Genomic DNA, 13,614 nt, shown 5'->3' with positions numbered 1-13,614 from the left:
CGGGTCTCAGCTCCTGTCAGGGCCACCACCGCGGTGGGGGCACTGGGTCAGCGGAAACCGGGACACCCGGCGGGTGCCCCGGTGGGGAGAAGTCGATCAGGCCGACCGCTGGTCGGGCTGCGTCACATTCTGGGCCGACACCTGGGTCGGCTCGGTCACCGTCGGCGCCGGCAACGGGTTCGGCGTCGGCTGAGCGGGCGTCGGAGCGTCGTCGTTCTGCATCTCCTTGACCTCACTCTTGAAGATCCGGAGCGAACGGCCCAGACCGCGCGCGGCATCCGGCAGCTTCTTCGAGCCGAACAAGATGATGACCACCAACGCGACGATGGCCCAGTGCCACGGGCTCATTGCACCCATTTACAACCTCCACTGATTGGCTCTGCACGATGCTACCGGACAGCAGCACATCGGCGGTCCCGAGAACACTGTTCGACGCAGTGTTTGCACAGCGTTCACATCGCGGTCGTGTCATTCCCGCGGTGGTTCTGTGAGTCACACCGAGGGGGCGTCACCGAGCGCGGCGTAGGCGTCGAGCGCGGTCACCGCCCGCTCCCGGACCGCGTCACGCAGAGGACCCGGACCGAGCACGGTCACGCCCGCGCCGAGCCCCACCACCAGACGCACCAGCCACTCCGGCGACGCGAACCGCAACACCGCCTCGCAACTGCCGTCGGGAAGCACCACCGCGTCGGTGAGCGGATAGTAGTCGAGCAGCCAAGAGTAGGACGGGGCGATCCGCAACCGTGCGGCCGGAAGGGAGGGATCTCCCGCGAACAACTCGAGGTGCTCGTCGACGTCGAGTGACTGCTGCGGGGGTCGTGCGGGTTCGTCGAGGACCCGTGCCTCGTCGATCCGGTCGAAGCGGAACAGCCGCACCCCTTCAGCCGTGCGGCACCACGCCTGCAGATAGGTGTGTTCGTCGACGAGCACGATGCGGATCGGATCGACGTCGCGTTCGGAGACGGTGTCGCGGGACGCCGAATAGTAGGTCAGATGGACCGCTCGCCTGTCCCGGACTGCATCCCGCACCCGCGCCGCGACGGGATCGTCGGGAACCGGGGCGATCGCGGTCTCGGGTCCGGCCGCAGCGCTTCCGGCGGCGGCCTCGATCTTGGCGATGGCGCTCTGCGCCGCCGTCGGATCGACCACTCCGGGCATCTCGAGCAACGACCGCAGTGCCACGAGCAGCACCGTCGCCTCGGTGGAGGTCAACCGCAGTGGCCGGTCGATACCCGCGGTGAAGGTCACCACGATGCTTTCCTCGGAGAACGACAGGTCGATCAGATCGCCGGGACCGTAGCCGGGCAGCCCGCACACCCACAGCTGATTGAGATCGTCCATGATCTGTTTCGGGGTGACCCCCAGATCACGGGCGGCAGCGGCCGCGCTGATCCCGGGGCGCGCAGTGAAATAGGGCACCAGATTCAGCAGGCGGGTCAATCGCCCCGCCAGTCGAGTACTGCTCACCGCTGTTCCTCCCCCACCGTCTCCTCGCCCGCGCTCTCGCCGGGTGCTGTCGCTTCACCGGCCGCAACCTGTGTCAGGATCCGGCGGACCTCGTCGCGCAACTCGGGTGGGTCGAGCACCAACGCGTCGGCGCCCTGCCCCGCGAGGGTACGGGCGATCCAGGCTCCGGCGCGCAGCGGCACCTCGACCACACTGCCTGCGCGACCACCGACCTGTCGAGAACCCACGTCACGGCCGAGTCGGCGTACCTCGTATGCGCGCCCGGCAGCCACCCACACCCGCGCCGTCCCGGTCACATCGCCGGGGCGGGTCGCGGCAAGCACCCGGGCCCGCAGATCCACCTGCTCGGGGATCTGCACCGCACCCGACGCACCGACCACAGTGACCTCATCGGAGATCCGCGACAGACGGAAGGTGCGAATCGCGTCCCGGTCCCGGTCGTGCCCCACCAGGTACCAGCGGCCGTGCACCGTCACCACACCCCACGGCTCGACCGTGCGCAGTGTCCACGGGTCGGTGGGCGCGCTGCGATGCTCGAACTGCACGGCCTGCCGCTCGTCGATCGCAGCGAGCAACTTCTGCAAGGCCGGTTCGGAGCCGCGGGCCCGCGCCGGGATCGTCGCGACCGTGCCCGCCGGGTCGGCGTCGACCTGCACTCCCGCGGCCCGCAACTTGAGCAACGCGCCCTGCGCCGCCGACGTCAACTCCGGTGATTCCCACAACGCGGCAGCGACCGCGACCGCCGCGGTCTCTTCCCGGCTCAAGTCGATCTCCGGCAACGCGTAGGCGTCCCGGTTGATCCGATAGCCCTCGACCGTCGAATACCGCGACGCCAACCCTGTCTCGAGGGGAATCCCGAGGTCGCGGAGTTCATTCTTGTCGCGTTCGAACATGCGGCTGAACGCCTCGTCGCTCGCGCACTCCGCGTAGCCCGCCACCGACGCCCGGATCTTCTCCGCGGTGAGGAACTGACGGGTCGACAGCAACGCGATGACCAGGTTGACCAACCGTTCGACTTTCGAGATCGCCACGGGCCAACCCTAATGCCCCCGGCGTCCGGTCGCCCCGCGCCCATCCCACCGTGGCCGGGACGCGCGGGCGGAGCAACCGCCCTGCAGGTGGTCGCGAGTGCCGCTACATCGAAGCGATGAGCCGCTCGACCCGTTCGTCGACGGACCGGAACGGGTCCTTGCACAACACGGTGCGCTGCGCCTGATCATTGAGCTTGAGATGTACCCAGTCGACGGTGAAATCGCGGCCCGCCTCCTGCGCCGCCGCGATGAAGTCGCCACGCAACTTCGCGCGGGTGGTCTGCGGCGGCGTCTCCACCGCCCGATCCACCGCCTCGTCGGTGGTCAACCGTGTCGCCAATCCTTTGCGCTGCAACAGGTCGAACACACCACGACCGCGTTTGATGTCGTGATACGCCAGATCCAGCTGCGCGATCTTCGGATCCGACAACTCCATGCTGTAGCGATCCTGGTACCGCTGGAACAGTTTACGTTTGATCACCCAATCGACCTCGGTGTCGACTTTCGCGAAATCCTGCGATTCGACGGCATCGAGCACTCGACCCCACAGGTCCACCACCTGCGCCACATGCGCGTCCGGCTCGCGGTGCCGCAGATACTCCACCGCCCGCGCATGGTATTCGCGTTGAATGTCGAGAGCGCTGGCCTGCCGCCCGCCGGCCAGACGCACCGGGCGCCGCCCGGTCATATCGTGACTGACCTCCCGGATCGCACGAATCGGATTGTCCAACGCGAAATCGCGGAACGAGATCCCGGCCTCGATCATCTCGAGCACCAACGACGCCGACCCCACCTTGAGCATCGTCGTGGTTTCCGACATGTTCGAATCGCCCACGATCACATGCAGCCGGCGATACTTCTCGGCATCGGCGTGTGGCTCGTCGCGGGTGTTGATGATCGGCCGCGACCGCGTCGTTGCCGACGACACCCCTTCCCAGATGTGTTCGGCACGCTGCGACAAACAGAACGTGGCCGCCTTCGGTGTCTGCAGTACCTTCCCGGCCCCGCAGATCAACTGCCGTGTCACCAGGAACGGCAACAACACATCGGAGATCCGCGAGAACTCCCCGACGCGGGCCACCAAGAAATTCTCGTGACACCCGTACGAATTCCCGGCCGAATCGGTGTTGTTCTTGAACAGGTAGATGTCGCCGCCGATACCTTCCTCGGCGAGACGTTCCTCCGCATCGACGAGCAGATCCTCGAGCACCCGCTCCCCCGCATGATCGTGCTCCACCAACTGAAGCAGATCGTCGCACTCGGCAGTCGCGTACTCCGGGTGGGAACCCACATCGAGATACAGGCGTGCCCCGTTCCGAAGGAACACATTCGAGCTGCGACCCCACGACACCACCCGCCGGAACAGATAGCGGGCCACCTCGTCCGGGCTCAACCTGCGATGCCCGTGGAAGGTGCACGTGACGCCGAACTCCGTCTCGATACCCATGATTCGTCGCTGCACACTTCGACAGTACCGCGCACACACAACACCGAGGGGGCGCAACGCATCTAGAGTTCCCAGCTGTGACCTTCCGTCGACGCGCCCGCGAAGCCGACCATGCGCTCTTCGCGCTCACCGACCGTGTCCCCACGGCCGTCGACCCGCTTTTCCGGCGGCTCACCCGCAGCGCCGACCACAGTGTGCTGTGGATGGGCTGCGCCGCCCTGTGCGTCCTGTGCGGCGGTCGTGTCCGCCGCGGCGCGGTCCGCGGATTGGCATCCGTGGCCGGGGCCAGCGCCCTGGCCAACGGCCTCCTCAAACCACTGTTGCCACGCCGACGACCACCGGCCCGCACCGACCCGCGATTCGCGCGGCGTCTCGTGCCGATCCCGACGTCCTCGTCGTTCCCGTCCGGACATTCCGCCTCTGCGGCAGCATTCGTCACGGGCGTCGCCCTGGAATCACCGGCCGCGGGCGCGGCACTGGCCCCCCTCGCGGCCGCCGTCGCCTATTCGCGCGTGCACACCGGGGTGCATTGGCCCGGCGACGTGGCCGTCGGCGCTGTCGTCGGCGCCGCGGTCGCGCTGTCCACCCGCCGCTGGTGGGCGGTGCGCGCGGACGAACCTGCCCGCGCCGACACCGCCGCTGACGCCCCTGCCCTGCCCGACGGTCGCGGACTGCTGGTGGTGGTCAACCCACGGTCGGGCAGCAGCGACGCCACCGCCGCAGCCTTGGCCGATCTGCTCCCCCGGGCGCGCATCGAACTGCTCGACCCCGACACCGACCTCGGTCCGCACCTCGACCGGCTCATCGCCGAGGCTCACCCCTCGGCGGTGGGGGTGTGTGGCGGGGACGGCACCGTCGCGACAGTCGCCGCCGCCGCGCACCGCCATGCACTGCCACTTGCGGTCTTCCCCGGCGGCACCCTCAACCATTTCGCGGTGGACGTCGGGGCCCGCACCGCCGCTGACACCGCGCACGCGGTCACCAGCGGCCAGGCAGCGCGCATCGACCTCGGGACGGTCACCATCACCGGTCCCCGAGGCCACAGCGACCGGCTCTTCCTCAATACCGCCAGTCTCGGCGGCTACCCGGATGCGGTGCGGCTCCGGGAAACATGGGAGCCGCGCATCGGGAAATGGCCGGCAGCGGCCGCCGCGATGATCGCGGTGCTCGCTACCGCCGCTCCCATCCGAGCACACGTGGACGGCACCGAGACCGCACTGTGGTTGCTGTTTGCCGGCAACGGCTGCTACCGGCCCACCGACCAAGTGCCCATGTCCCGGATCGCGCTCGACGCAGGCACCCTCGATGTGCGCTACCTGCGCGCGGATCGACGCTGGTCCCGCCTTCGACTGTTGTTCGCCGCAGCAACGGGCACCCTCGGGGCCAGCAGCGTCTACCGGCAGCGCGATGTCACCTCCGTGTCCGTGCGCCTCGACGCTCCGCCGGTCGCGTCGGCCACCGACGGTGAGGTCAACGCCGATGGCACCGCCTTCGAGATGAAGGCGGTGCCATCAGCACTGACCGTGTATCGGCTACCGGATTCTCAGCTCGTCCCCTGATCGGTACCGTCCCCGGCGTCCGGAGCGTCCTGCGTCGCCGCCGGGGGCGACGCGGCGGGCAGCAGCGCGTCGAGGGCGGCACCGGAGATACGGCGAAACGCACGCCGTGGCCGGGACCGCTCGAGCACGGCTACCTCCAGCTCACCGCGACCGAGGACCCGGCCCGCAGTGTCCGACCCCGTGGAGGTGCCCTTCTGCAGCGCAGACACCGCCACCTGCACAGCGTCCGCCAATCCCAGACCCGGACGGTACGACTCGCGGACCGCCGCCAGGATCGGCTCGGTGCTGCCCCCCATCACCACGAACTGCGGCTCGTCGACGATCGACCCGTCATAGGTGATGCGATACAGCTGCGCCGACCCGGTGTCGCCGGCCTGCCCGACCTCCGCGACACAGATCTCCACCTCGTACGGCTTCGGCTGATCGGTGAAGATCGTCCCGAGGGTCTGCGCGTACGCATTCGCCAGCGACCGACCTGTCACATCACGCCGATCGTACGAATACCCGAGCATGTCGGCGCGCATGATCCCGGAGCGCCGCAACGCCTCGAACTCGTTGTACTTGCCGACCGCAGCGAACCCGAGCCGGTCGTACAATTCACTGATCTTGTGCAGCGCCTTCGACGGATTCTCCGCCACGAACACCACACCGTCCGCGTAGATCAACGCGATCACACTGCGGCCCCGGGCAATGCCCTTACGAGCCAACTCCGAACGATCCCGCATGATCTGCTCGGCGGACGCGTAATACGGCAACGTCATCGGGCATCTCCTGCCGTACGGTCGACCACGATTGCCTGCGCCAACTCGGCCAGGTCCGCTTCCGGGACCACCATCGCTCCCGCCGCGGTGACCGACACCGCAGTCGGGTAGATCCCGCGGGTCGTGTCCGGACCTCCGGTAGCCGAATCATCATCGGCGGCGTCGTACAACGCCTCGACAGCGATGCGCAGCGCCGCTGCCGCATCCGCGTCGGCGCGATAGAGCTTCTTGAGCGCCGACTTCGCGAACACCGACCCGGACCCCACGGCGTGATACCCCGCGCGTTCCTCGTAGCGGCCCCCGACCACGTCGTACGACACGATCCGCCCCGCCCGACGCGGGTCCGCTGCATCCACATCGAACCCGACCAGCAACGGCACCACCGCAAGACCCTGCATGGCCGCACCGAGATTGCCCCGCACCATCGACGCCAGCCGATTCGCTTTGCCGTCGAAGGTCAGCGACACACCCTCGATCTTCTCGTAATGCTCGAGCTCGACCGCGAACAACCGCACCATCTCCACGGCCAAACCCGCGGTACCGGCGATACCCGCCGCCGAATACGCGTCGGTGACGAACACCTTCTCCACGTCCCGGGACGCGATCATGTTGCCCATCGTGGCCCGCCGATCACCGGCCAGAATCACCCCACCGTCGAACGTGACCGCCACGATCGTCGTGCCGTGCGGTGCGAGCTCACCGGCACTGCCCAGCTCACGTGCGAACCGGTTCTCCGGCAACAACTCCGGCGCATACGCCCGCAAGTGGTCGGTGAACGACGACAGAGGTGACGCGAGGTGCAGGCGCCCCTGCACCTCGCGGTAAGGAAGCGAGGATCTGTCCGCTGTCACTGGCCACCCTTCTGCACATACGCCCGGACGAAGTCCTCCGCATTCTCCTCGAGCACATCATCGATCTCATCGAGGAGATCGTCGGTCTCCGAGGCCAGCTTCTCGCGGCGTTCCTGACCCGCACCGCCGTCGCCGGTCACCTCGTCGTCGTCTCCGCCGCCACCGCGTGTGGTCTGCTCCTGCGCCATAGCCGCGACCTCCTCCTGTACTCGAGTGGCACACGACCCCGGTCGGCGACCGGCCGCACGCCACGACATCGATCTCCACACTACCGAGCAGACGCCCCCGCGCGTGGCGTCCCGGCGCGTGTCGCCGCCCCACCACCGCACTGCCGCGGGACGATCCGCCGGTCAGTGCGTGAGCTGATCGACCAGTTCCGCCGCCGACTGCGCCGTCTCGAGCAACTCCCCGACATGCGCGCGGCTGCCCCGCAACGGCTCGAGAGTGGGGATCCGGACCAGCGACTCCCCACCCAGATCGAAGATCACCGAATCCCACGAGGCCGCCGCGATATCAGCACCGAACCGGCGCAGACACTCACCACGGAAATACGCGCGGGTGTCCGCCGGCGGAGTGTGAACCGCATCGAGCACCTGTTGTTCGGTGACCAGACGTTGCATCGACCCGCGGGCCACGAGCCGGTTGTAGAGCCCCTTGTCGAGACGCACATCCGAATACTGCAGATCCACCATGTGCAGTCGCGGCGCCGACCAGGCCAGACTCTCCCGCTGCCGGAACCCTTCGAGCAATCGCAGCTTCGCGGGCCAGTCCAGCAGATCTGCGCATTCCATCGGGTCCCGCTCGAGCAGATCGAGCACCATCGCCCACTTGTCGAGGAGATCGACGACCCGTGAATCGTCGGTGCCGTCATGGAACTTCGCGGCCCGCTCATGGTAGAGCCGCTGCAACGCCAGACCTGTGACCTCACGGCCATCGGACAATGCCACTGTCTTACGCAGCGTCGGATCGTGACTGATGTGGTGCACCGCAGTGACCGGCCGCGCCAACTGCAGATCCGACAGGTCGATGCCCGCCTCGATGAGATCGAGCACCAACGCCGTCGTGCCGACCTTCAGGTACGTCGACATCTCCGCCAGGTTCGCGTCACCGATGATCACATGCAGACGTCGATACTTGTCGGGGTCGGCGTGCGGCTCGTCGCGGGTATTGATGATGCCGCGCTTGAGGGTGGTCTCCAACCCGACCTCGACCTCGATGTAGTCGGCGCGCTGCGACAGCTGGAATCCGGGTTCGTCCCCGGACTGGCCGATGCCCACCCGCCCGGACCCGCAGATCACCTGCCGCGACGCGAAGAACGGCGTCAATCCCGCCACCACCGCCGAGAACGGAGTGTCCCGCCTCATCAGGTAGTTCTCGTGCGTGCCGTAGGAGGCGCCCTTGCCGTCGACGTTGTTCTTGTACAACTGCAAGCGCGGCGCCCCGGGCACACTCGACACGTGCCTGGCCGCGGCCTCCATCACCCGCTCCCCGGCCTTGTCCCAGATCACCGCATCGAGTGGATCGGTGACCTCCGGCGCCGAGAACTCGGGATGTGCATGATCGACATACAGCCGTGCCCCGTTGGTGAGGATCATGTTGGCCGCACCGACCTCGTCGGCATCGATCACCGGGGCAGGCCCGTTGAAACGCCCCAGATCGAAGCCACGGGCATCCCGCAACGGTGACTCCACCTCGTAGTCCCAGCGGGTCCGCTTCGCGCGCGGCACCCCCGCCGCTGCCGCATACGCCAGCACCGCCTGGGTGGATGTGAGGATGGGGTTCGCTGTGGGGTCACTGGGCGACGAAATCCCGTACTCGACCTCGATACCGATGATCCGCTGCATACCGTCGAGACTAGGTGATCGACGAGCCCGCGCCAGCGCGGCAGGCCACGCAATCCAAATAGCTCGGCGCATCGATCCACCGCAACACCGCTGCGACCGGACCGGCGAGCGCGATGCTCGACGACGCCGGTGCCCGGCAGATACCGGGCCACCGGCGTCGCGATCCGGTTGGTGACCACCCGAGTGGCTCGGGCCAATGCGCGTGGCAACGGCATGACACGCCCCTGTGCCGAAGTAGCTGCCGCTACAGGTACTGGCCGGTGTTCGATTCGGTGTCGATCGCGCGACTCGTACTCGCGTTCTTGCCTGTCACCAGCGTGCGGATGTACACGATCCGCTCGCCCTTCTTCCCGGAGATCCGCGCCCAGTCGTCGGGGTTGGTGGTGTTGGGCAGATCCTCGTTCTCGGCGAACTCGTCGACGATCGAATCGAGCAGATGCTGTACCCGCAGACCGTTGGTGCCCGTGTCCAGCACCGCCTTGATCGCGTACTTCTTCGCGCGGTCGACGATGTTCTGGATCATCGCACCCGAGTTGAAGTCCTTGAAATACAGGACCTCCTTGTCGCCGTTCGCGTAGGTGACCTCCAGGAACCGGTTCTCCTCCGACTCGGCGTACATCCGATCGACGACCCGCTCGATCATCGCCCGCACACACGCCGACCGATCGCCCCCGAACTCGGCGATGTCATCGGCGTGCACCGGCAACTGCTCGGTCAGGTACTTCGAAAAGATGTCCAGCGCCGCCTCCGCGTCGGGACGCTCGATCTTGATCTTCACGTCGAGCCGGCCGGGGCGCAGGATCGCCGGATCGATCATGTCCTCACGGTTGGACGCACCGATGACGATGACGTTCTCGAGGCCCTCCACACCATCGATCTCGCTGAGCAACTGCGGCACGACCGTCGTCTCCACATCCGACGACACACCCGAACCGCGGGTACGGAAAATCGAATCCATCTCGTCGAAGAACACGATCACCGGGGTACCCTCGGACGCCTTCTCCCTGGCGCGCTGGAAGATCATCCGGATGTGCCGCTCAGTTTCACCGACGAACTTGTTGAGCAACTCCGGGCCCTTGATGTTGAGGAAGAAAGACTTGGCTTCCTTCGAATCCTCCCCGCGGGCCTCGGCGATCTTCTTCGCCAGCGAATTGGCGACCGCCTTCGCGATGAGCGTCTTTCCGCACCCGGGCGGCCCGTAGAGCAGCACACCCTTCGGCGGCCGCAGCGCATACTCGTGGAACAGATCCTTGTGCAGGAACGGCAACTCGACCGCATCGCGAATCTGCTCGATCTGCCGACCCAGACCACCGATATCGCGGTAATCGACATCCGGCACCTCTTCGAGCACCAGATCCTCGACCTCGGCCTTCGGGATCCGTTCGAACGCGTACCCGGCCTTGCTGTCGACCAGCAACGAATCACCCGGCCGCAACGTGAACCGGTCACCGTTCTCGTCGGTGACCTCGTCGACCGACGAATCGAGAGTGCGGGCCGCGATCTGCGCAAGCGGCGCCGACAGCCACACCACTCGTTCCTCGTCGGCATGCCCCACCACCAGCGCGCGGCGCCCGTCGTCGAGCAGTTCGCGCAGTGTGGTGATCTCGCCGACGCGTTCGAACCCACCGACCTCGACCACCGTCAATGCCTCGTTCAGACGCACCGTCTGCCCGGTCCGGAACGAGTCGATCTCCAGATTCGGGGACACCCCTACCCGCATCTTGCGACCCGAGGTGAACACGTCGACGGTGCTGTCCTCGAATGCTTCGAGCAGCACCCCGTATCCGCTGGGCGGTTGACCGAGACGATCGACCTCCTCGCGCAGCGTGAGCAACTGCTGACGTGCCTCTTTGAGAGTCTCGAGCAGTTTCCCGTTCCGTACCGTGACCGACTCGAGCCTCGATTCGAGGTCGCGGACACGGTCGGACGGTTCAGTGAGCCTGGTCCGGAGGGCGATCACCTCGGCGCGCAGTTCTTCGAGTTCCCGTGCGGCAGCACCCGAGTCCGGATTCTCTGACGAGGTCATGTGCGACTCCCTCCACTTGGTCATTCCACGCTACCGGCAGTTCGCCGAAAGCGGGTGGCGACACGAAATCCTGGTGTTGCGAACGCGTGTCGTCTCAGTCACGGGCGCACGGTGACACCCCACGCCCCCACACTGTTAGCCTTGCCTAATCTCGACGTTCGTGCCGTTACTGTTCGTTCCCGAAAGGATCACTTCTGTGAAGACCCGCACCCTCTGGGCTGCCGCGGCGACCGTTGTCGCCGTCGCGCTGCTTCCCGCCTGCTCCTCGGACAGCGACACCACGACCGACACGCCCGCAGCCACGACCACCAGCGCAGAGGCCACGACAAGCGCCGCCGCGACCACCAGTGCGGCCGCCGCCGGCGAAGCCCCCGTCACCGCAGAGACACTGCAGGCGCAGATGGACGTGTTCTTCGACCCGGCCGCACCCGTCGAGGCCAAGGCCGCCGTCATCGAGAACGGCGACAGCCGCACCGACGTGCTCACCCAGTTCAACGGAGTACTCACCGGCTACCCGCTGACCGCCACGGTCGGTGACATCGCCACCGTCGACGACACCACCGTCACCGCCACCACCGAGGTCGGCGGCCCGCACGGCGGCGCACCCCTGACCCTGACCTTCACCGAGGTCGACGGCACCTGGGTCCTGGCCGACGACAGCACCTGTTCCCTCCTCGAAATGGGTCGCCTCACCTGCGAGTGAGCCGGCACCCCGTCGCCCGGCGGCGGCTCAGCCCTTGCTGGGGCGCCGCTGCGGCTTCGGGGTCTGCACCCCATCCTGCAACCGGCGGGCACTGACCAGAAACGCGGTATGACCCTGCATCCGATGCTCCGGACGCACCGCCAACCCCACCACATGCCAGCCCCGCACCATCGACTCCCACGAACGCGGTTCCGTCCAGCACGTCTGCTCCCGCAACGCCTCGACCACCCGCGACAACTGCGTCGTCGTCGCCACATACACGATCAGCACCCCACCGGGCACCAACGCCTTCTTCACCGTCTCGAGCACATCCCACGGCGCCAGCATGTCCAGCACCACACGGTCGACCTTGCCGTGGGCCTCGACGTCGTAGTCCGCCAGATCCGCCAGCGTCGTCGTCCAGTTCTCCGGACGCTGCCCGAAGAACGTCGTCACATTCCGCTCGGCGTACTCGAGATGATCCTCGCGCACCTCATACGAGATGACCGTGCCGGTAGACCCGACCGCCCGCAACAACGAACACGTCAACGCCCCGGACCCCGCACCCGCCTCGAGCACCCGCGCCCCGGGGAAGATGTCACCCTCCTGCACGATCTGCGCGGCATCCTTCGGGTAGATCACCTGCGCCCCGCGCGGCATCGACATCACATAATCGACCAGCAGCGGACGCAACGCCAGATACGGAGTGCCGTTCGTCGACGTCACCACCACACCCTCATCGGTGCCGATCAGATCGTCGTGCAGAATCCCACCGCGATGCGTGTGGAACTCCTTACCCGGCTCGAGCACCACCGTGTACTTGCGGCCCTTGGCGTCGGTCAACTGCACCCGATCCCCCACCTCGAACGGTCCGCTGCGCCCGAGTCCGCCTACTGCCATCGCCGTGCCACCTTCGCCTACATGCGACCGTCACAGCCCGTGACGCCCAGACCCGACACGGTGCCAGGCCGCACACCAGCCTGCCAGGCCACCACTCGAGACCCCACACACACCCCACATGCCATCATCGGACACCCACCCGACACGATCTTGGAGACGCACCGCGTGCACGACACCGCCTACTACCTGCCCCTCCCCACACCTGAAAACCGACTCGAGGGCGACATCCACATCGAGTGCTTCCGGCCCACTCGCCACACCGTCAGCACCTGGGGTCCCGACCTGCAACACGGCGCACCCCCGTCCGCGCTGCTCGTCCGCGCCCTCGAACGACACCGGCCCCGCCCAGACACCCGCCTGACCCGCATCTGCATCGACCTGCTCGGCCCCGTACCGCTGACCGACCTCGAAGTCCGCACCCGCATCGACCGGCCCGGCCGACAAATCGAACTCGTTGTCGCCGAACTGTGGGCCACCACCCCCGACGGCACCAGCCGCGCCGTTGCGCGCGGCACCGGATGGCGGCTGCAGACCCAGCACCTCCCCGACGTCGCCCGCACCTCCGAACCGGCGCTCACCCCCTTCGATCCCGCAGCCGAACCCTCGGACATGACCCTGTTCGGTCTCGGCGGCTACATCGACACCCTCGACTGGCACATCGTCACCCCGCTGGGAGTGCCCGGACCGTCCGCCGCCTGGGTCCGCGCCCGCCTCGACCTCGTTGCGGGAGAAACCCTCACAGCCCTCGAACGGCTCTTCACCGTCGCCGACGTCGCCAACGGCATCGGGTCCAAACTCGACCCCGCCCACTGGCTGTTCCTCAACACCGACCTGACCGTGCACCTGTTCCGCGCACCCGACAGCCACGCACCCGAGAGCCGATGGACCGGCATCTCCGCCGAAACCTCCATCGGCCCCGACGGCATCGGCATGACCGCCGGAGTCCTCCACGACGAACACGGACCACTCGGACGCATCACCCAGAACGTGCAAGTGCGGCCCCGCTGACGCGAGACCGCACCGTCACATCACCTCACCGAGGTCGT

General features: G+C 67.3%; 13 protein-coding genes. 3 read left to right on the top strand and 10 right to left on the bottom strand.

The features are described 5' to 3' along the window. Positions 1–96 precede the first annotated feature (96 nt). From tatA to pafA, 4 genes are all read right to left on the bottom strand, one after another. Positions 97–357 (bottom strand): Sec-independent protein translocase subunit TatA, encoded by a 261-nt coding sequence (gene tatA, locus MWU77_RS21960; RefSeq protein WP_169690230.1) that lies wholly within the window; start codon positions 355–357, stop codon positions 97–99. Positions 358–492: 135 nt separating this feature from the next. Next, entirely contained in the window at positions 493–1,467 is a 975-nt protein-coding gene (locus MWU77_RS21955) for a YafY family protein (RefSeq protein WP_169690231.1), read from the bottom strand. Beyond that, positions 1,464–2,498, bottom strand: a complete 1,035-nt coding sequence (locus MWU77_RS21950) for a YafY family protein (RefSeq protein WP_247274770.1) — start codon at positions 2,496–2,498, stop codon at positions 1,464–1,466. The genes MWU77_RS21955 and MWU77_RS21950 overlap by 4 nt, the downstream gene beginning before the upstream one ends. Before the next feature lie 103 nt (positions 2,499–2,601). Then, complete coding sequence (pafA, locus tag MWU77_RS21945; RefSeq protein ID WP_247274769.1) at positions 2,602–3,960, bottom strand: Pup--protein ligase; 1,359 nt, start codon at positions 3,958–3,960, stop codon at positions 2,602–2,604. Positions 3,961–4,022: 62 nt separating this feature from the next. Between pafA and MWU77_RS21940 the strand changes: the two genes are divergently transcribed. Next, the gene (locus tag MWU77_RS21940) at positions 4,023–5,504 is read left to right on the top strand and encodes a phosphatase PAP2 family protein (protein WP_247274768.1); all 1,482 of its coding nucleotides are present in this window, start codon (positions 4,023–4,025) and stop codon (positions 5,502–5,504) included. On the opposite strand, the gene prcA is transcribed toward MWU77_RS21940, so the two are convergent. The 5 genes from prcA to arc all read right to left on the bottom strand — a co-directional run bounded on the left by prcA (position 5,489) and on the right by arc (position 10,986). Beyond that, positions 5,489–6,265, bottom strand: coding sequence for a proteasome subunit alpha (prcA, locus tag MWU77_RS21935; RefSeq protein WP_169690233.1), 777 nt, complete (start codon positions 6,263–6,265; stop codon positions 5,489–5,491). The genes MWU77_RS21940 and prcA overlap by 16 nt on opposite strands. After that, positions 6,262–7,116 (bottom strand): proteasome subunit beta, encoded by an 855-nt coding sequence (gene prcB, locus MWU77_RS21930; RefSeq protein ID WP_169690234.1) that lies wholly within the window; start codon positions 7,114–7,116, stop codon positions 6,262–6,264. The genes prcA and prcB overlap by 4 nt, the downstream gene beginning before the upstream one ends. Next, on the bottom strand, positions 7,113–7,304 hold the full coding sequence (locus MWU77_RS21925) for a ubiquitin-like protein Pup (protein WP_169690235.1): 192 nt from the start codon (positions 7,302–7,304) through the stop codon (positions 7,113–7,115). The genes prcB and MWU77_RS21925 overlap by 4 nt, the downstream gene beginning before the upstream one ends. 162 nt (positions 7,305–7,466) lie before the next feature. Continuing rightward, positions 7,467–8,960 (bottom strand): depupylase/deamidase Dop, encoded by a 1,494-nt coding sequence (gene dop, locus MWU77_RS21920; RefSeq protein ID WP_247274767.1) that lies wholly within the window; start codon positions 8,958–8,960, stop codon positions 7,467–7,469. A 244-nt stretch (positions 8,961–9,204) separates the two neighbouring features. Further along, a complete protein-coding gene (gene arc / locus MWU77_RS21915) occupies positions 9,205–10,986 on the bottom strand; it encodes a proteasome ATPase (RefSeq protein WP_247274766.1) in 1,782 nt (593 codons plus the stop codon). A gap of 196 nt (positions 10,987–11,182) precedes the next feature. Between arc and MWU77_RS21910 the strand changes: the two genes are divergently transcribed. Then, positions 11,183–11,689, top strand: coding sequence for a nuclear transport factor 2 family protein (locus MWU77_RS21910; protein ID WP_247274765.1), 507 nt, complete (start codon positions 11,183–11,185; stop codon positions 11,687–11,689). Between the two features lie 27 nt (positions 11,690–11,716). Here MWU77_RS21910 and MWU77_RS21905 read toward each other — a convergent pair whose 3' ends face one another. Beyond that, entirely contained in the window at positions 11,717–12,568 is an 852-nt protein-coding gene (locus MWU77_RS21905; protein ID WP_169690240.1) for a tRNA (adenine-N1)-methyltransferase, read from the bottom strand. Positions 12,569–12,733: 165 nt separating this feature from the next. On the opposite strand from MWU77_RS21905, the gene MWU77_RS21900 reads away from it, so the two are divergent. Then, complete coding sequence (locus MWU77_RS21900) at positions 12,734–13,576, top strand: thioesterase family protein (protein ID WP_169690241.1); 843 nt, start codon at positions 12,734–12,736, stop codon at positions 13,574–13,576. Positions 13,577–13,614: the final 38 nt, after the last annotated feature.

This window comes from Rhodococcus sp. F64268 (genome assembly GCF_023015605.1).
Lineage (GTDB): Bacteria > Actinomycetota > Actinomycetes > Mycobacteriales > Mycobacteriaceae > Rhodococcus.
Note: the sequence above shows the minus strand (reverse complement) of the source record. Positions and strands in the feature narration are given on the sequence as shown.

Excerpts from the sequence above, each read along its gene's own strand:
- tatA (WP_169690230.1), bottom strand. The coding sequence starts at position 357 with ATGGGTGCAATGAGCCCGTGGCACTGGGCCATCGTCGCGTTGGTGGTC.
- prcA (WP_169690233.1), bottom strand. The coding sequence starts at position 6,265 with ATGACGTTGCCGTATTACGCGTCCGCCGAGCAGATCATGCGGGATCGT.
- MWU77_RS21925 (WP_169690235.1), bottom strand. The coding sequence starts at position 7,304 with ATGGCGCAGGAGCAGACCACACGCGGTGGCGGCGGAGACGACGACGAG.
- dop (WP_247274767.1), bottom strand. The coding sequence starts at position 8,960 with ATGCAGCGGATCATCGGTATCGAGGTCGAGTACGGGATTTCGTCGCCC.
- arc (WP_247274766.1), bottom strand. The coding sequence starts at position 10,986 with ATGACCTCGTCAGAGAATCCGGACTCGGGTGCTGCCGCACGGGAACTC.
- MWU77_RS21905 (WP_169690240.1), bottom strand. The coding sequence starts at position 12,568 with ATGGCAGTAGGCGGACTCGGGCGCAGCGGACCGTTCGAGGTGGGGGAT.